General features: G+C 31.4%; 15 protein-coding genes and 1 pseudogene. All 16 read right to left on the bottom strand.

Annotation, left to right across the window (positions count from 1 at the left end; all coding sequences use genetic code 11):
- Positions 1 to 396: 396 nt before the first annotated feature.
- Entirely contained in the window at positions 397 to 1,821 is a 1,425-nt protein-coding gene (locus IR213_RS06265; protein ID WP_194311451.1) for an undecaprenyl-phosphate glucose phosphotransferase, read from the bottom strand.
- Positions 1,822 to 2,347: 526 nt separating this feature from the next.
- Positions 2,348 to 3,457 carry a glycosyltransferase gene (locus IR213_RS06260; RefSeq protein WP_194311450.1) on the bottom strand — a complete coding sequence of 370 codons (1,110 nt, stop codon included), beginning with the start codon at positions 3,455 to 3,457 and terminating at the stop codon, positions 2,348 to 2,350.
- Positions 3,458 to 3,486: 29 nt separating this feature from the next.
- On the bottom strand, positions 3,487 to 4,527 hold the full coding sequence (locus IR213_RS06255; protein WP_194311449.1) for a glycosyltransferase family 4 protein: 1,041 nt from the start codon (positions 4,525 to 4,527) through the stop codon (positions 3,487 to 3,489).
- A 70-nt stretch (positions 4,528 to 4,597) separates the two neighbouring features.
- Entirely contained in the window at positions 4,598 to 5,713 is a 1,116-nt protein-coding gene (locus IR213_RS06250; protein ID WP_194311448.1) for a glycosyltransferase family 4 protein, read from the bottom strand.
- A gap of 12 nt (positions 5,714 to 5,725) precedes the next feature.
- Positions 5,726 to 6,619: a glycosyltransferase family 2 protein gene (locus tag IR213_RS06245; protein WP_194311447.1), complete on the bottom strand. Its 894-nt coding sequence runs from the start codon at positions 6,617 to 6,619 to the stop codon at positions 5,726 to 5,728.
- A 108-nt stretch (positions 6,620 to 6,727) separates the two neighbouring features.
- Positions 6,728 to 7,846 carry an EpsG family protein gene (locus IR213_RS06240; protein ID WP_194311446.1) on the bottom strand — a complete coding sequence of 373 codons (1,119 nt, stop codon included), beginning with the start codon at positions 7,844 to 7,846 and terminating at the stop codon, positions 6,728 to 6,730.
- A gap of 11 nt (positions 7,847 to 7,857) precedes the next feature.
- Positions 7,858 to 8,799: a glycosyltransferase family 2 protein gene (locus tag IR213_RS06235; protein WP_228479106.1), complete on the bottom strand. Its 942-nt coding sequence runs from the start codon at positions 8,797 to 8,799 to the stop codon at positions 7,858 to 7,860.
- Between the two features lie 345 nt (positions 8,800 to 9,144).
- A complete protein-coding gene (locus IR213_RS06225) occupies positions 9,145 to 10,053 on the bottom strand; it encodes a polysaccharide pyruvyl transferase family protein (protein ID WP_194311444.1) in 909 nt (302 codons plus the stop codon).
- A 152-nt stretch (positions 10,054 to 10,205) separates the two neighbouring features.
- Positions 10,206 to 11,585, bottom strand: a complete 1,380-nt coding sequence (locus tag IR213_RS06220; RefSeq protein WP_194311443.1) for a cellulase family glycosylhydrolase — start codon at positions 11,583 to 11,585, stop codon at positions 10,206 to 10,208.
- Between the two features lie 55 nt (positions 11,586 to 11,640).
- Complete coding sequence (locus IR213_RS06215; RefSeq protein ID WP_228479105.1) at positions 11,641 to 12,663, bottom strand: nitroreductase family protein; 1,023 nt, start codon at positions 12,661 to 12,663, stop codon at positions 11,641 to 11,643.
- Positions 12,660 to 14,129 carry a lipopolysaccharide biosynthesis protein gene (locus IR213_RS06210; protein ID WP_228479104.1) on the bottom strand — a complete coding sequence of 490 codons (1,470 nt, stop codon included), beginning with the start codon at positions 14,127 to 14,129 and terminating at the stop codon, positions 12,660 to 12,662. The genes IR213_RS06215 and IR213_RS06210 overlap by 4 nt, the downstream gene beginning before the upstream one ends.
- Before the next feature lie 124 nt (positions 14,130 to 14,253).
- A pseudogene (locus IR213_RS06205) lies at positions 14,254 to 14,439 on the bottom strand (GDP-mannose 4,6-dehydratase); the annotation flags it as partial.
- A gap of 240 nt (positions 14,440 to 14,679) precedes the next feature.
- Entirely contained in the window at positions 14,680 to 15,801 is a 1,122-nt protein-coding gene (locus IR213_RS06200; protein ID WP_194311441.1) for an ATP-binding protein, read from the bottom strand.
- A gap of 243 nt (positions 15,802 to 16,044) precedes the next feature.
- The gene (gene gmd, locus IR213_RS06195) at positions 16,045 to 17,130 is read right to left on the bottom strand and encodes a GDP-mannose 4,6-dehydratase (protein ID WP_194311440.1); all 1,086 of its coding nucleotides are present in this window, start codon (positions 17,128 to 17,130) and stop codon (positions 16,045 to 16,047) included.
- Positions 17,131 to 17,366: 236 nt separating this feature from the next.
- Positions 17,367 to 17,732, bottom strand: coding sequence for a four helix bundle protein (locus IR213_RS06190; protein ID WP_317173126.1), 366 nt, complete (start codon positions 17,730 to 17,732; stop codon positions 17,367 to 17,369).
- Positions 17,733 to 17,981: 249 nt separating this feature from the next.
- A complete protein-coding gene (locus IR213_RS06185; protein WP_194311438.1) occupies positions 17,982 to 18,932 on the bottom strand; it encodes a GDP-L-fucose synthase family protein in 951 nt (316 codons plus the stop codon).
- Positions 18,933 to 19,426 lie beyond the last annotated feature (494 nt).

Genomic DNA, 19,426 nt, shown 5'->3' with positions numbered 1-19,426 from the left:
TTTGTTAGTCCCGATGCTTCGGGAGAAAATGGGGATTTTTTTAAAGACACCCTCATTGTTGTTGTCCAATGCTTTGTTTTGCACGGTAGTAACAGTCTTTTGCATTCATCAGTTTGCATAAAACAGCCTACTTTTTTAATTGGCCAAAAAAAAAAAAATTATCAGAATGGCAAAGATAAGCAATGCAAACTTACAATTTGCCCTAATTACAAAAGGAATCCACTTTCCGTTTCTAATTCGATGGAATAAATCATGTGCTGAAGCTCTTCCTCTTAGATTCGTTTTTTTTCTCCCAGCCCTAAAGGGTGAAGAAAAAAACCTATTGCGATTCTCTATAAATAAATTCCTCTGCAGCTAGCTTCCGCTTTAGAAGGGGACAACCCGACAACCCCCAAACTAAAAAGCATTTTTATCTCCTTTAAATACACCCGCTACTGTATTCCACATAATCTTGATGTCCAATAGCAAACTCCAGTTTTCGATATACCATATATCGTGTTCCACTCGGTTCTTCATATCGGCAAGTTCCTTAGTTTCACCCCGAAAGCCATTTACCTGAGCCCAGCCGGTTATGCCTGGTTTAGCATAATGCCGAACAAGAAAGTTGCTGATTAATTCTGAATATTGTTCTGTATGTGACAACATATGCGGACGAGGCCCCACCACCGACATATTTCCTATTAATACATTAAAAAATTGCGGCAATTCATCCATACTGGTTCTACGTAGAAAGGCTCCTATTTTGGTTATACGTATATCGTCTTGCGTGGCCTGTATTTTATCGGAATCCTTGTTGATGCGCATTGTTCTGAATTTATAACAAGGAAACGATTGATTGTCCCTGCCCGAGCGTTGTTGCACAAAAAAGACAGGTCCTTTAGAATTTAATTTAATCAGTAGCATCAGGATAGGAAACAACCACGGAAAGAGAAATACTATTACAAACAAGGAAAAACAAAGGTCAAATAGTTTCTTAATCAAACGATGGAGCGTTATTTCAAGAGGTTCTTTGCGCAGCATCAAAACGGGAACATTGCCATTTCCGTAAAAAGTTATTTCAACCCTATTAGTCTTAGTGTATTGCTGAAAATCAGGAATAAACTTAATGCGAACCATATGTCGCTCACAAAGTAAGGTAAGACTATTGATAACTTCAATTTTGCTGATGTGGAGGGCAACATACATTTCTGTAACTTTTTCAGTGAGAATATAGTCTTCAATATCCTCAAATCCACCTAAGATTGGAGCCATTAGCTGTGTATCCGAATCTGTTTCATCATCAAAAAATCCCATCACACGATACCCATAAGTAAGGTCTTTGGAGAGTATTCTGTTCATACGCTCCCCTGTTGCATTGGCGCCTACTATGACTACCCTTCTATAATTATATCCTTTTGTGCGAACGTATTTTAGGGTTTTCATAAATACTATTCGGAAAACGATAAGAAAGATAAAAAAGGTTGTATAGAAATAAATCATCCTCAACCGTGATATTTCATCATAGTTCAGAACAATAATGAATACCGCAATAAAAGCAAAATGAATCAATAACAAACGAAATGTTCGCATCAGAATAGTATCAATTCGTTCTATCCGGATGATTCTATAGGAATCCTTAAATAATAATAAGAAAATCCAGAATACGTTCGATAGTAAAGAAACAGTTCGTTTCCCTCTATCATCTGCTAAGTCAAAATTTCCATATCGGAACAAAAAGGAGAGTGCTATGGCTACATTCAGCAGCACGATGTCCCAAACAACGAGACCCAGCTTGTAATAACGGGAAAAATGGTAGGTAGAAAATATTTTTAAAAGTGACATATAGATTTTGGGGACTTTTGGGGTGTTTTTTGTTAATTAAATATTGTGTGAATGGTTAATTGGTTATGGGGTTAATTGTGTCCATTGCTTCTCTTTTCATTTAATGAAAAAATTCTTTGTTTTTATTCGTTAAACGATTAAACTTCTCTCTCAAAATCAAACCACTAAACAAGGAATCATAATAGAGGTATTGTTTCCAAATGCGGCGGAGTTCTTAGAGTCAAATAGCTCTTTAAAAGCATGAATAAATCGTTTTTAATTTTTTTTTAACTACCCGCAAGTACCTTTTCATAAAATTTAATTAATTTTTCAGACTCATAATCCACGATCATTCATTTATCACTCTATCGTAACCATAATTTACCTCTTTTATTTTATAGTTTAGGATTATCTATTAGAATTACTATTTTGTTTGCAAAATAATTTATATCATTTGCATAAAGAGAGGTTTCCCGTACAGAAAATCTTCCTTCTTTTAAATTAAATTTTACAATAGATTTTTTTTTAAAGCCAGATATTCAATTCGTTAATTCAAATGCGGCAAACACTTTACTTTTAAGGATTCAACGTAAGTTCTTATTTCATTTTTAAATCTTTCTTTTGAAAATTTTAAAGATGATTCTCTTATTTTATTTTTATTATAGCTTAAATACTGATTTTCAAAATCTATTAGTTTACTGTTTAAAGATTCAGCATTCTGTATATTGTAACACAAGCCATTTTCTGGAGTAACAATCTCATTAGCAGCACCTCCTGAAAAAACAATTGTTGGCACTCCAGAAGCATGAGCTTCAACTATTACTATCCCAAAATCTTCCACTCCTGCAAAAACAAATGCTTTTGATTTTGATAAATAATCCTTTATTTTCGTTTTTTCCAAATATCCTGTAAACTCAATATTAACTCCAGCAATAGACTTTAAATATTTTGATTGTGTGCCATCACCAATAACTACTAATTTCTTTTTATTTTGTGTGAACGCTTCAACAACGATATCAAAACGTTTATATGGCTCTAATCTCCCTACAGTAACATAATAATCATCTGTAGTATCTGAAATATAAAAATCTTCAACGTCTACTGGTGGATAAATAACTACAGAATCTCTTTTATATCTTTCTTTTACCCAATTTTGTACAAAAACAGAATTAGAAATTAAATAATCAGGATTACGTGCAGATTCAATATCAAATCGTTGAAGATACCCTTTGACAAACGAAACTAATTTCAGAGGACCTTTAAAGTATAAGTCTGCCTCTTCCCATACATATTTAAAATTACGTGCTTGAAGATAACAAATATGCAATTCATTTCCAGACCTATAACCCTTTGACATAGTCCAAGAAGAACTTATAACCAAGTCAATCTCATTTTGCTTAGTTTGCTTATTAAATTTTTTAATAATATAAGGAAAAAAAGGCATTAGTATTCTAAATTTATACTTAAACAAGGACATAATTCTAGAACTTATTACATTTACATCTCGATTTCCAAAAGTTTTCTTTTGAAGTTCAAGGGTCATCTTATTCACATAAGCATAATAATAATCAAATTCATAAATCTCATTGATGGCACTAACAACACGTTCCGCTCCTCCGTATTTATCTAGCCAATCCGTTATAAATGCTTTTTTCATATTTTAAATAATTATTTTAATTGGCAATTTTAAAAATTTTCATTTATCAATTTTAAAATTTTTGAAGCTCCATCTTTCCAAGAAAACCTTTTAAAATCAATATCATTTGACCGAGAAGAATCACTTAACGATTCAATAATTTTATCTTTAATATCATTGATATTATATGGATCAAAGTATAATGCACTTTCTTGACAAATTTCATGAAAAACAGGAATATCAGAAATACAAATAGGTACTCCGACCTTAAGTGCTTCAATTATTGGTATTCCAAAACCTTCATAAATACTTGCAAAAACAAATAATTTTGAATGTTTATAATATTCAATCAATTCGCAATCACTAATGTTTTGTAAGTAAATAACATTATCTTCAATTTCTAATTCAGTTGAATTAAAATTTTTATTCATATTCCCTATTATACACAATTTAAGATTATCCTGCTTAATTAGTTTGAAGGCTTTTACGAGTCTTTCAAAATTTTTCCTGGGGTGATGGGAGGAAACAGATAAAATGTAGTCAAAAGGAATTGGGGATTCACTCTTAGATAATTTAAAACTATTAACTATCTCAAAAACAGATGCTACTGCATTATAAATAACAGTAATCTTGTCTTCAGGAACATTGAGTTCTTTAATCAGTTCTTGTTTTGAAACATTACTGACTGTTATAATTCCTTTTGATACTCTTACCAATTGTGGTATTAAAAAATTATAAAAGAATGCGAAACTTTTTGAAAACCACTCTGGGTGAACTCTAAAACATAAATCATGAATAGTCACAATTTGATTTTTAATAAATAAAGGAGCTGTATTGCAAAATGAAATTAATAAAGCATTATTTTTTAAAACATAGGTTTGTAATTCTATTTGTTCCCAAAGGTGTCCTTTTAAATTTCCAAGAACAGTTACGCCTAATTCCTCAGCCAATTCATGGTGTATAATGTTTTTGGGAGCTAAAAAAACTAAAGATAAATTACTTTTTTTTAGTTCTTTAGAAATTTCAATAGCAAAACGTTGAACTCCAGATATGGGCTGAGTTAAAAAACGAGCGTTTATATAGATTTTCATAGTTTAAAAATTTATGTCAGTATTGTGTGTGTTTTTGAAAGTATTCTAACATAAAATTTTTATTGGAATATTATTTTAAATTTAAATATTGTCTAAATCTATTTGTAATATTTACCCAATCATATTCTGTTAAATCGAAGTTCGTTTCCATGTTTCTACCTTTTCTAACTGTCTCTACAATTTGTTTGATCCATTCTTCTTCATCCCAACCATCAACTAAAGTTCCTCTTCCTGATACCACTTCAGTCATGCCAGAATTATTCGCTGTAACAACAGGGCAGCCACAAAATAATGCTTCTAACTGAGGCATACCGAACCCCTCATTTAGGGAAGTAGACACATAACACGATGCAAGATTATATAAATCAACTAATTCAAAATCAGTAACATATCCCCCAAAATGTGTTGCTTCTTTGGGATAAGATGGATCACTAATAATTTTGTATATTGATGAATTTTTCCAACCTTTTGCCCCTATAATTATTGTTTTTATTTTATGTTTTTTATAAAGTATTGGTGTCAATTTTAAAAGGAACTCTAAATTTTTTCGAGGTTCCAGCGAACCTACAAATAAAATGAAAGGATCAACAATTTCAAAATTTTTATATACCAATAATTTTCTATCTGTAGGAATTTCTATTTTTTGAAAAGCTGTGTCAATTGAAAGTCCAACAAATATGTTTTTACATTTTCTAGTTGGGAAATAATGTGAAATTCTTTCTTTAGTGTAATTAGAATTACACCAAATATAATTAGAATTGTTTACTGATTTGTTAAATAATAATTGGTTATAAATTCTATTGGCAATAGTCATTGTTTCCTTAAACTCAATATTAACAACATCATGTATTACATTGACTGTTTTTACACTTCTTGGTAAACCGAATGGAAAATAAGACATGGGAGATAAGAAAAAGTCTGGCTTGATCTTTCGTGTAAGTATAGGTACCTTTAATAAATACCAAATAATTCTTGGAGCAAATCTCCACCAACTTATAGGAGAATTTATAATGTGTATGTTGCTCGATTTATTTATTTCAATGGATAAATGAAAATTAGTTGGTGTCAATAAATAAATATCCCAGTCAGGACTAGTTTGAGATAAGGCATTTATTAAATCTTTAGTAAATAATCCAATTCCTGTTGGCGTTTTTAGTAAGCTTCTGCACTCGATAATTAATTTCATTTTTACAACTGTTTAAGAAAATAGTAGTGACAAATATTTTGTTTTATCTTTAAATGAATAATTTGACAATATCAAGAATGGAATTCTAATTACAGCAAAAAGGTATCGAAAAATATAATATGTTAACAATGAAGAAGTCTTAGTTATTAGGAGAAACAAACTCTTTTGTATCATAATAATCTTATTCATTGAAATCTTTTCTGATACTTTCATGCTTGCTCCTTCCAGATGCACAATTTGAGGGCCGTTAATTATAACATTTTTATAACCCGCTGATTTAAAACGCCATTGCAACTCAACTTCCTCAGAATACATAAAAAAATCTGAATCGAATTGTCCGCAATTATCTAGTACTGATTTATGTAAAAATAAATCAGCACCTGTAACATAACCAACTTCAAAACTTAATTCAGATTCGTTTTTAGAATTATCAATACCTAAAATTTGTTTTGCTTTATTTGATGCAAATGGGGCTATAGCATAGGACTTTAAAATGTCAAAAGCTGATGGGAGCTTTGCATAAGAATGACAGCGTTGACCATCATCCCCAATAAGTAAACAACCAACAGCCCCAATAAATTCATTTTTTCGTTCTTCACAAAATTTCCACAACTTCGAAATTGCATCATTTAAAAGATATGTATCAGAATTAAGGAAAAATACATAATTCCCTTTAGACACGTTAATCCCTAAATTATTTGCCTTACCAAAACCAAGGTTTAGGTCTGATTCTATAAATGTTATACGATTATCTAGAGCCAAAATCGCCTGACTTCCATCATGTGAATTATTATCTATTACAATAATCTCGAAAGAAACATCTAATGTATATTCAAATACACTATTAATACAAGATTGCGTAAGTGCTAGTGTGTTGTAATTTACTATAATAATCGATACTTCCATATTAATTTATCTATTGAATATTTTTAATTGACAAAGTACTGTTGAACATAAGTAAATAAAAGTAAAAAGTAGTTTTTTAAACATGCACATGTTATTACTATTTCTTTATTAAATTCCCAAAATTTTTGATGTATATGGATAAATTTCTGCTCCTCCATTCTCTATAAAAATTCGATAGGAAAAAAATATAGTAAAGCATACAACAGTAACTCTTAATAACGGATTTATACGCTTATCCTCTAAAACGTATACAAGATAAGTCATGTAAACTAAGCCAATGTAATAGGAAAGACGATCTAGGTAAGCAGTAATAAAATGAAGTTGAATAAGCAAAAAATTGATACAATAAAGGGTAACTAATATATATTTATAAGAAACTGGCATTCTCTTATTTATTGATGCAATGTAAAGTAAAAAAAATTCAAACATATAACTCAATAACAGTATATTACTGGAACCTGCTGTAGTGTTAAAATCAGAATTTTGACCGTACCTATCTGTATATACGTCAGAAACTATTTTGAAATCACCGAACAAAGTAAGGAAATAAATAAAAGAAGACATTATAAAAATGAAAACAATTAAACTTGCTATAGTTATATAATTTCTAAAACGTACATTTTTTATAGATGATAGAAAATATACAATAGGTACAATTAAGAAAACAACTGATGAACTATGAAAATAATATGCTACCACTTGTGTTAAAGCATAAACCTTCCAATTGCCTTTTCTGAGCCAAGCAAACCCCCAAAAGAGTAATGACATTGCACAGAACTGACGCATTAAATTTATGGAGTAACCAAAAAACATGAAAAAATACAAAAATACAAAAATCCATAATTTTACACCGTGATTTTTCTTCAGCATATAGACTCCGTGCATTGTGAAAGCTATTATCCAGAATTCCACCACAACAAGTACTACTTGCTTATCGCTGCTTATAAGAGATGATATCCAACAAATAAACAAGAATCCTTTGTCCATTGACTCTATTGTAAGGAAGTCTTTTATACTAACTAATGATTTAGCTGTGTCAAAATAATCTTCAATGTAAACATTTGTATCAATACCAATTCCAAAATCACGTAAGCCCGCAATAACTGTATAAACAACAACTATACCTATAATAAAAACAATGCTCTGCGAGTGATGTTTTTTAAATAGTAAATCCGCAAAGTAAGCGAACAACGTTGTTAAAACTAATAATAAAATATAAGGTGTCAAATTGTGAAATCTTAATAATTAATTTTATTCATTTTTCGCAGCATAAATTTAGCAATTCTAGCAAAAAAAACAGCCAGAAATGTTGGTAATAGAGTCTCAATCTTTAAAAATACAGAGGCTGTTGCGCTATAGTGATAAGTTCCATATTGAGCGATATAGCTTTTTATTTCTTTCATAGAAATATTAGTATTGTTCTGCAAAGGTATAAGTAGGACTGAGTCACCGTAAATGTCACGCCAGTGATTGTAACCCGACTCATCTAGAATGATTTTTAATGAATTCATTATCTTCACCACTCCATAAACTGTAAATCGATAGGAAACTTTATTTGTGTAATAATAATGATATTGGCAACTATCAATAGTTTTAAACGAGTTGGAATAAGTTAAAAATCGGAGAATAAAATCAAGATCCTCTTGAAAAGTCATATTCTCATCCATTATAATGTGGTTGGATTTAATAATGGAAGAACGGAAAAGCATAGACCAAAGAAATCCCATCTGGAAAGAGTTTAGCAAAGTGAAACAGGCATCCCCAATTTCACCTTCAGAATAAGTAACCAATGGCAGGGGTTTATTGACAACCTCATCACCTTCGTGATTAACATATCCAGCTATTACCAAATCGGTGTTACCGATATTCTCCATCATGGCAGAAAGCCATTCTTCCTCCATCCAATCGTCTGAATCTGAGAATGCTGTATATTCACCAATTGCTGTATTCAAGCCAACATTTCTTGCTGAAGATGCACCGCCATTCTCCTTTAGAATAACTTTTATACGCTTGTCTCTAAGTCCATATTCTTCGCAAATAAACCCTGAAGAATCCTTGCTACCGTCATTGACAAGAATCAATTCAAAATCCTCATATTTTTGAGATAAAATACTATCTATGCAACGTCTAAGGTGCTTCTCTGCATTATAAATTGGTACTATTATTGAAACTTTAGGCATTAGCATATTTTATTGGTGTCTCATTAAAAAAGGGTTTCACGTGTCCAATGAATGTTTTGCTTTACAACTCTCGCAGGTATACCCACAGCCAATGTAGCAGCAGGAATATCTTTGTTAACCATGGAATTTGAGCCAATTTTTACATAATCTTGATTTTTAACGCTTTTTATTACAGTAGAAGAGGTGCTATCCTAATGAGATTAACTATAACTACAGGCTTATACGAATGAGTCGTATACTAATATCAGCATCATAAATAAAATCTATATATTAATTATATCATTTACCTAATTTAATTTAAATTCATAAACTTATAATAAAATTATATCTCAACATAATAATATTTTAATTTAGAATATATTCATACTTTATAGGAAATGGTGCTATATCTATTAATTGTTTTTGCAAAATTCTAATATCAATATTAATTTTATTTATATCCTCACTATTTATAATTAAATTCACAATGTCGATTGTTTTCATATCTTTTAATAATGCAATATTAAATGGTTTGTATTCTGGAATATTAACAGAGGAAAAATAATCTAGAAATTTAACATCATCATCTGAAAGTGGCATTTCACAATACTCATACCATATTGACTTAATATTATAAATATGTGATACGATTAGACCGTGAAGAGATGTTGCAATTGTATATTCACATGAGTTAATTTGATCAATTACTATTTCAATAGGTTCTGTAAGATCTATTACAATTACATCATCATCTTTAAACATTTTTTTAAAATCTTCAAAATGCAAAAAGTGTGGTATAACTCCTAGTTTAAATTTCTTTGACACCTTAGATTTATATATTAAGGGCAATAAAAGAGCGGGATCGCCTATTGCTTCCGGAACAGATAGATTTAATTCTCGCAATCTATTTTGAGTATATTTACCTCGAACAGCACAAAAGATAGCGGGATGTATTACTTCATTTTTACTAATTATACCCGAACCCCAAACTTTACAACGATGGCTGTCAGGAATTCTTATAATACTACCAATACCAACAATAAAATCATTTATAAAAAATTGTTTGATAATCAATGGAATTTTCTTTATTGGAATCTCACGATGATAAATTGATCTTAATGAAGTAACGATATAATTGAAACCCGAAAGAGGTATAATAATTTGATTAATTTTACAGCCTGATAAATGCGAAATAATGTAATGATTTAATTCATCTCCAAAGTTTCCATGGTTGGTCTTTAATTTCCAGTAATATACGTTTAGTTTCTTGCTCATAATGTACTATATTAGTTTTTTATTTTGTAGTTTCGTTCTTGTATTCTATTTGTTTTGTATACTTAGTAAATGTTAATTTTAAAATTATTTCCTCAATTCATTGATTCAAAAAAATTCTTGTAATTCAGCTAAAATTATTACTATGATTTAATTCATTCTTTCAGAACCCTAACTGGAATATTAATGTATTGCGGTAATTCATTTAAATCCAAAACTAACTTTTTATTTTCCATTTTTAATTTTAAGATACCGCCCATGCCATTAATTGCAGTTAAAGCATCCTTTTTTGATATTTTATTATCTATCACAACGGAATGGGCACTCTCTGATGTCCACGCTACTATCTTGCATTTACCTTGACGATTTCTAAAAAGTAAGATATAATCTTTATTGTTCATAGAATCTATCCTGCTTACAACACTAAAACCTTTTAATTGTTGGTTCATTGTCTTAATGGCGGTGTATGCTGGTTTTAAATTCAAATCTGACATTACTATTCCAAAGTTATGTTCTCTTTCTGCAAAATTAGTCCCATCATTTTTCCAATCATACCAGATTGAGAGGGGAATGCCTGAAATCAAATTATGTATTTGCATTCGGACAATATAAGCTGCTTGATAGTTCAAAGAAATACCCTTGTCATATGTTGAATAACCCCACTCACCAGAAATTATAGCTATATTTTTTTTGGATACTGAATTACGATTTATTAAATCTCTTATTTTACTGTATTCTGCGTCAACAGTTTCGGGACTAGAATCTCTGTAAGGATGAACGCTAACAGCATCAATATATCCCATTATACCTGTAGCCAAGAATGTTTCCAGAAATGGCGAGGTCGTTCCTGCAAGTCCAGGTGCAATAACTATTGCGTTAGGTTCAACATTTTTAATAGCTTTAGAAGTAGCGTAAGCCAAATCAGAGTAATTAACTACATTAGGTTGTGGTAACCAAAATGAAATTATATTGGGTTCATTCCAGATTTCCCAAATTATATTTTTATTTTTGAAATGTTGAGCCGCTGCTGCTGCCCAATTTGCAAATCCATTGATGCTCTCCATGTGTTTAGGCGGAATCATTCCCCTTTTCTCCTTTCCACTAATTGTATCTTTATATATAAGCAAAGGTTCATAAAGTGTATTTGAATAATCTAAAATAAAAATGGCACGCAATCCCCGTTTTTCAAGATTTGAAATCAATTCATCATAAGCTTCCCAAGAGTAATTTCCTTTTACGAGCTCGGTAGATTGCCAGACTAAATCCATACGAATGAAATTAAATCCGGCAGCAGCAATCATATCTAAGTCTTTTTCATGCCCTGTCACAAAATGAATATTAATACCAGAACAAATTTGGTTAGATAATCCTAACTTAGATGAAATTAAAGTATTGGATTTTTTAAAATTTATTCTTTTATTTAGATTTACACCACTTCCATTAAAATTAACTCCATTTGCCGAAAAACAATAAAGAAGAGTTATTATTAGAATTGAGGATGAAAGAATAAAAATTATTTTTTTGATGTAATTCATAATATGCTTACGTAATTTGTATGCAGTGATAATGTTAAAATCCCTATTTTTTTCATTATTTTATTATTTCAAAAATTTCATTAACTTCTCTTCGGCGCGACAAAGCGACTCTAAAATTATCTTCAGCTACTCCAATTGGAATTATACAAATAATTTTCTCAGATTCTGCAATTTTAAAATATTGCTCCAACATTTTTTCTTCATTTATTGTTTTGCCCCAATTTGCAGGACAATTAGCAATTTTATAAAAATGTAAGGAATATAATAAGTTCATCAAAAATAGACCACCATCGATAAACATTTGATTTCTTTCTCCGACATTATAAAAAGAACTTCTATTGGTGGTCAAAATCAGTAGTTGATTAATATTTTTTGTAAACCCTGACATACCACCTTGAATAGTTAATACTTGATCAACTAACTGTTTGTTCTCTAATAAATAAACTTTAGAGCTTTGACGGTTACATACCGAAGGAGTATTTAAAGATAATTTAACAGCTTTTATAATTATTGAAATATCAATTTTTTCTCCAGTAAAGTTTCTAATGCTTTTTCTAGATTGTGAAAATATTTCGAAATTTTGCTGGTTATCTTTGTAGAAATCGTCTTGTTGATACTCAACGGCACCTGCGAAAATAGAAGAATATGATTCCTTAAGGGAATCTTTATAAAAACCATACTGCTCTAGCGTAAAAAAATTTGAAATATCAAAATTTATTTTTTGATGTAATTCATAATATTGACACATTATTTGAAAGGCTACATTTATTTGAGATGAGGTGATATTAGATTTAACAACATCTTTATTTAAGTTTTGATGTAAATTTTTTATTTTATATTCCGCAAAACCAGGTTTCAAATTATTAAATAAAAGACCTTTTTCTATTGAGTGATAATCTAATATTATTATTGCTTCGATTTTTTTAAAAGAGTCTATTCTAAAAGCATTTGAATGAATATAAAATAGTTTTAAATCCTGAAAATAATTTAAGGCTAAAAATTTTAAGTCTCCAAGTTTTGATACCTTCTTTTCTCCAATCATTAAACTTATTATTCTTTTAAGTATATTCTTAATCATTTTTTTATCTTGTTTAAAATTAACATTTTAATTGATTTTTTTTCTTCAGAATTAATACCTATCGTATATATTATCACTATGGTAGAAAAGAATATTACCGAAATATTTACAAAAAAATACACCATACTATTTCTTATTATTATCAATTGAAAGAAAAAGTGATGTAGTAGAATCACAAAAACTGAAACGAAAACTATTCTCAATAGTACGCTATAGAAAAAAAATTTTACTGGAAATTTCATAATATTCTTTAAGAAAAACAATCTAAAAACCAAACTAAGTAATGAAATTATTATACTTGAATAATAAATTAACTCCGGGCTTTTATATATTTTTAATAATATATATGAAATAGGAAGGTTTAGAAAAATTAAAGTCCCAATAACAATTTGATACCATTTTATATTTCCTGTAGCTTGGGCTCCAATCATTAGTGGCCCTGAAATACATTCTATTAACATACTAACTAGGCTTAACATTACAAAAACAGAAGTATATTTAGGTGGTTTTTTCAACCATAATTCTAAAATAAAATCGATATTAAAAAGGATGGGGCAGGTAATAATAAACATTAAGAAATAAGAGAATTTAGCACTCTGAAAGATTAGCTTTAAACATTGTTCTTTATTCCCTGCTGCATACTGTTTAATAATTTGAGGATTTACCGCCATCTGAAAATTAAGCACAAAGCCCTGCACTGTTGTTTGTACCTGCAGGCTTATTCCATAAGCAGCATTTAAAACAGTTCCAAAAAAAAGATTTAATAAAATATTAGACCCTTGTCCTCTTGCTACTGCCGCTATATTGCCAAATAAGCTCCATCCTGAATAGGACAATAATTCTTTATAAAATGATTTATCAAAATAGAATTCGTATTTACTTTCTTCATATTGCCATTTGCAATACTGTTTATGTGCGGTTCTAACAATAAAGGATACTAAAAATAACAAACCAGCATAGAGTATTAATTTATCATAAGAAAACACAACTAAAAGATACACAATTATCAATTTCAAAAACACCTCCACAATGGCCATATAGGCATAAATATCCATCTTTTCTCTGGCGACAATCAAGGCGTCATAAGGAACTTGTATGATTCCCAAAAGAAAAGTAAAAACAGAGAACTGATACACCCAATTAACTGCTACCATCCTATCTAAAGGTAAATTCAATTTATGATTTACAAACCACAACCCTAATGTCTCTGCTAACACCAAAACCAAAATAGCTATGGCCATGTGAATATTAAGTGTGGCATTAAAGGTTTTTTTTAATTTTACTAAATCATTTTTCCCTATATCAAACGCTAAAAAACGCTGGGTTGCCGAAGTCATGGCGCCATTAAAGAAGCTAAATAAAGTTACAATCCCCCCAACAATACTATAAACCCCATAATCTACGATTCCTAAAGTATTTAATACCACTCTCGAAGTATAAAGACTTACCCCCATTGTAAAAAACATTCTTATGTAGAGAATAAATGTGTTTTTAGCTATGCGTTTATTATTTGTGGTATTGGGCATTAAGTGTTTTATTTATAAAGTTTAGCTGTGTTAATCGGAAAATTGAGGTACTATTTGTTACAATTTATTCAAAATAATTCAAAGTCGTATACCCACCGTCTTTCAAATATTGTTCTTTCTTCATTAATTTTAAATCGCTTTGCATCATATCTTTAACCAATGCCGCTAAATCATATTGCGGTTTCCAGCCTAATTTTTTAGACTTACTTGGATCACCAATTAGCAAATCAACTTCGGTAGGTCTAAAAAACGGGACAAGCTCTATAACTCAAGTCTATTTTTTTGGATGCGTTGAACCTAAAGGGTTTCAAGAGGGGAATTGCAGCCGGATCATCGTTTAATTGGTTTTCAATATACCATTATGATTAGGTTTAACAATATCCTTTTTCCTTATCCCCCCTTTAGGGGGTTAGGGGGCAAACAGTTAACCTTTTACTAACCAATTAACCCCTTCCTATTCCCCATTAAGGGGTAAACGATTAACACACTCCTACATCAAAAAATCCTCAAAATTATCTCTATGAATAACTTTAAATTCACTTCCGGCATAGGTTTCTAGAAACAACTTAGGCATTTTATGTTTAGCATCAGGATTCCATTTGAATTCATAAGCAGTCAAAACGCCATCTTGTTCTTCGATATAATCAATTTCTTTTTGTTCTTTAGTACGCCAATACCAAGAATTAGCCCATTTCTGAGAATACTGAGCGTATTTCACTCGTTCAGAAACCATGAAATTTTCCCATAAAGCCCCTACATCTGTCCGATTTTCTACTTGATTAAAATTAGCAATCAAAGCATTTCTAATTCCATTGTCGTAAAAATAAATTTTTCTGCTTTTTTTGAGTTCCGACCGAAGGTTTCTACTAAAGGAACCTAATCGGAATATAATATAAGTCTGCTCTAATACTTCAATATATTTTTCTACGGTTTTAGCATCAAGACTAGTAAGCTGAGACAATTCATTATACGAAACTTGGGAACCAACTTGATAGGCCAAGCCCTGCAATAATTTAATAAGTCCTTCTGGCTTTTTGATTTGTTCCAGCAACAGTACATCTTTATATAAATAACTATTGGACAACTGTTTTAATATTTCTTTTTCAACGCCTACAGTATTTACCACATCGGGGTAATACCCATAAACCATTCGGTGAGCCAAGAGTCTCTTTTCTTCCAATAACCCATGATGAGCGACCATTTCTCCAAAAGACAACGGATACATTTTGTACTCCCACTTACGTCCTGTTAAGGGTTCGTTGAGTTTATTAGCCAATTCAAAGGAAGAACTCCCAGTAACAACTAATTGAACTTCTGGAATTTGGTCGGTGATGAGTTTCATTCGCAATCCTATATCTTGGATGCGTTGTGCCTCATCAATAATAATTATTTTCTTATTTCCAAAAATTGCTTTTAATCGCGTAGCGGAAACGGTTGCAAATAGGGCTTGTACATCTATTTCATCTCCATTCATCCATAATACATCGCTAGAAGTACCAAAAAGCATTTTCAATAAAGTAGTTTTTCCAACTTGTCGAGCACCCAGCAAAACTATGGCTTTCCCAGTATGGAGCTTACTTTTAAGTGTTTTTTCAAGTATTCTTTCAATCATAACAGAGACAATAAAGAACAAATATACAACTTTTACGGATTCAAATCCCGAAAAGTTGTTACTTTTACGGATTCAAATCCTAAAAAGACCAAATAACTCTTTCTAAACCAACTATACTTCCTTTTTACCTTTATATGGGGTTAGGGGATAAACAATTAACCCAAAACAGATAACAGATAACAGATAACTACTCAAAATAATTCAGAGTCGTATAACCACCATCTTTCAGATACAACTCTTTAACTAATACAATTTCAAATCACTCGCCACCATCTCTTTAACCAAAGCAGCCAAATCATATTGTGGTTTCCAGCCCAATTGTGTTTTAGATTTGGTAGGGTCCCCAATTAACAAATCAACTTCTGTTGGACGATAATACTCAGGATCTACACGCACAACCACGGTACCAATTTCTAACTGGTATAAAGGATTGTTGCACGCAGCCACTTTCGCGATTTCACATTCTTGCTCCCCTTCAAATGCGAGTTCCACACCAACCTCAGCAAAGGCCATACGAACAAAATCTCTAATATAAGTGGTAACACCCGTTGCAATTATATAGTCTTCAGGGATATCTTGCTGTAAAATACGCCACATGGCCTCTACATAATCCTTAGCATGCCCCCAGTCTCTTTGAGAATTCAGGTTACCTAAGTACAAACAATCTTGTTTTCCATTAGCGATAGCCGCTACTGCCATGGTGATTTTACGCGTTACGAACGTTTCACCACGTCTTGGAGATTCATGATTGAAAAGAATACCATTACAGGCAAACATATCATAAGCCTCACGGTAGTTTTTAGTAATCCAAAAACCATAAATCTTAGCCGCTCCATACGGAGAACGCGGATAAAACGCCGAGTTTTCGTCATAAAATCCTTGTGCATTTTTATTCTCTGCTAAACCGCCGTACAGTTCAGAAGTGGAAGCCTGATACACTCTGGTTTTCTTTGCCAAACCTAATATTCGAACTGCTTCAAGGATTCTTAAAGTTCCTATCCCATCCACATTTGCAACATATTCAGGTGAATCAAAAGAAACCTTAACATGGGACATCGCTCCTAAATTATAAATTTCATCTGGCTGTACTTCCTGAATGATTCGTATGATATTCGTAGAGTCAGTCAAATCTCCATAATGCAATTTAAAATCAACATGGGCTTCATGCTGGTCTTGATAGATATGATCGATACGTTGCGTATTAAAAGAAGAAGCGCGGCGCTTAACACCATGAACCATATATCCTTTTTCTAATAATAACTCTGCCAAATAAGATCCGTCTTGACCAGTAATTCCTGTTACTAGTGCTACTTTTTGTGGTGTGCTCATATTTTTTAGCTTAAACGGTTAATCGATTATTTGCTTAATTGTTTTGCCTCTCGATTAACTAATTGTTTTTATTTTTTTATACTTTTCCTAAACGATTAACCTTTTAACCATTTAAACAGTTAACCTTTCCTAACCAGTTAACCCTTTTCCTAAACAATTAAACAGTTAACCTCTTACTTATCAGTTAACCTTTTAACCATTTAAACAGTTAACCTTTCCTAACCGATTAACCCTTTTTAAACTTTTTTCTTCAATGTCTCCTTATTATTGATTTGATATTTATAAAGTGAATTGAGTTTATTAAGAATAGCATCTAATTTTATTCTAAGTTCGGTATATTTTTCTTCAGTAATATACTTCATATCCAATGCGGTATTCAAATGATCTATTGTTTCCAGCCCTGTTGAATAGGACATATTTGTAAAATGTGCCTGATCAAAATTAGAAAATCTTCCCGAACCCTCTGCCAAATTAGCAGAGATACTGGCTGATGCCCTATTGATTTGACTAATTAAATCAAATCGCTCTTCTTTTGGAAATGACTGACTCATCAACTTTATATCAATTTTAAACTTTCTGGCTAGAGCTGATAAACTTCTAATTTTTCGAAAGAATAAATATTGTATTTCATAGGTAAAGTTTTTTTGGTTAATCCGTTAAGTGGCTAAATGGTTAATCGATTTTAACATTTTACATTTTGAATATACCATTAAACTTTTCCTAAACAATTAAACGATTAAACTTTTCTTAACCGATTAACCCTTTTTAAACAGTTAAACTTTTCCTAAACAGTTAACCTCTTCCTAAACAGTTAAACTTTTTCTAATCGATTAAACCGTTAACCTTAAAAACTACATTTTCACTTCCTTAAAGCGATGTATATTATCCAAAAACCAGTCATAGGTTTTTTGAATCCCTTCTTCAAGAGTTACCTGATGTTTCCAGCCCAAAGCATGCATTTTAGAAATGTCCATTAGTTTTCTGGGTGTACCGTCGGGTTTAGTGGCATCCCAAATGATTTCGCCCTGATGTCCTGTAATTTTCTGAATGGTTTCGGCCAGTTCTTTGATAGTTAAATCTTCTCCCGTCCCTATGTTATACAAGTAATCCGGCAACGTATTTTCAAGTGCAAAGACCACGGCTTGCGCCATATCATCTACAAACAGGAATTCCCGCATAGGAGTTCCGCTACCCCAAAGCGTGACTGGAGCATTGTTATTTTCCTTAGCCTCATGAAATTTTCGCATCACAGCCGGCAAGACATGCGAGCTGTTAAGATCAAAATTATCATGTATACCATATAAATTCGTTGGCATCAGGCTGACGTAATCTTTATTGAATTGTTTCCGAATAGCCTGGCAGGCTTTTACTCCCGTGATTTTTGCAATGGCATACCATTCATTTGTTGGTTCCAACTCGCCGGTAAGCAAATAGTCTTCTTTTAAAGGTTGCGGAGCTAATTTGGGATAGATGCAAGAACTGCCCAGGAAAATAAACTTCGCAACACCCGCTTGTAAAGCAGAATCTATTAGATTATTCTGGATTTGCAGGTTTTCCATGATAAATTGATAGGGATAATTCGAGTTGGCCAAAATTCCACCCACTCTTGCTGCCGCATCAATAATTACTTCCGGGTTTTCAGTAGAAATAAAATCCTTAACCGCCTGTTGATGTCGCAAATCCAGTTCGGCACTGGAAACGCCTATAAGATTGGTATACCCTTTGGCTGTCAAGGCTCTCCAGATGGCACTACCTACCATGCCGTTGTGCCCTGCTATGTAAATTTTTGAGTCTAAGTTCATGATAATAATACTTTTATGATATTTTAAACTATTTTGTAGCCAAAACATTATTCGATTAAACAATTAACCTTTTCTGACTTAATAAACAATTAATCCAAACCCCTTCTGAACTTTGTATTCTGCTAACTGAAAAACAAGGCTTCGCCATTCCAACTCACAAAATAGAGAGTCAAAAAAGGAAATAATTTTGGGCACAAAGATAACAACTAAATCCGGAATTCCTATCGCTCCCCATGGCTCACACCAACAAATATTATCTTAATTTTCATGCAAAACCCATAAACAAAACATTGTTAAGCTATTACGATTAAAACAATGCTGATATTCTCTTAATTTAACCCGTTGGGTGTAATTAGTTTTTAACCCGTTGGGTGTAATTATTTGAAGTAAAAAATATTAATTAGATATTGCTCAAGACACTGAAATTCAGTATCTTGAAGTCGCAAAACAAACAATATCCATGTCAAATATAATAAAAAATTATTTAAGAGTTT

The sequence above is a fragment of the Flavobacterium soyangense genome (assembly GCF_015277675.1).
GTDB lineage: Bacteria > Bacteroidota > Bacteroidia > Flavobacteriales > Flavobacteriaceae > Flavobacterium > Flavobacterium soyangense.
Note: the sequence above shows the minus strand (reverse complement) of the source record. Positions and strands in the feature narration are given on the sequence as shown.

Bases quoted from the DNA above. Each gene is read 5' to 3' on its own strand.
- IR213_RS06225 (WP_194311444.1), bottom strand. From the start codon at position 10,053: ATGAGCAAGAAACTAAACGTATATTACTGGAAATTAAAGACCAACCAT.
- IR213_RS06265 (WP_194311451.1), bottom strand. From the start codon at position 1,821: ATGTCACTTTTAAAAATATTTTCTACCTACCATTTTTCCCGTTATTAC.
- IR213_RS06260 (WP_194311450.1), bottom strand. From the start codon at position 3,457: ATGAAAAAAGCATTTATAACGGATTGGCTAGATAAATACGGAGGAGCG.
- IR213_RS06245 (WP_194311447.1), bottom strand. From the start codon at position 6,619: ATGGAAGTATCGATTATTATAGTAAATTACAACACACTAGCACTTACG.
- IR213_RS06255 (WP_194311449.1), bottom strand. From the start codon at position 4,527: ATGAAAATCTATATAAACGCTCGTTTTTTAACTCAGCCCATATCTGGA.
- IR213_RS06185 (WP_194311438.1), bottom strand. From the start codon at position 18,932: ATGAACTTAGACTCAAAAATTTACATAGCAGGGCACAACGGCATGGTA.
- IR213_RS06220 (WP_194311443.1), bottom strand. From the start codon at position 11,585: ATGAATTACATCAAAAAAATAATTTTTATTCTTTCATCCTCAATTCTA.
- IR213_RS06200 (WP_194311441.1), bottom strand. From the start codon at position 15,801: ATGATTGAAAGAATACTTGAAAAAACACTTAAAAGTAAGCTCCATACT.
- IR213_RS06215 (WP_228479105.1), bottom strand. From the start codon at position 12,663: ATGATTAAGAATATACTTAAAAGAATAATAAGTTTAATGATTGGAGAA.
- IR213_RS06210 (WP_228479104.1), bottom strand. From the start codon at position 14,129: ATGTTTTTTACAATGGGGGTAAGTCTTTATACTTCGAGAGTGGTATTA.
- IR213_RS06235 (WP_228479106.1), bottom strand. From the start codon at position 8,799: ATGCCTAAAGTTTCAATAATAGTACCAATTTATAATGCAGAGAAGCAC.
- IR213_RS06250 (WP_194311448.1), bottom strand. From the start codon at position 5,713: ATGAAATTAATTATCGAGTGCAGAAGCTTACTAAAAACGCCAACAGGA.
- gmd (WP_194311440.1), bottom strand. From the start codon at position 17,130: ATGAGCACACCACAAAAAGTAGCACTAGTAACAGGAATTACTGGTCAA.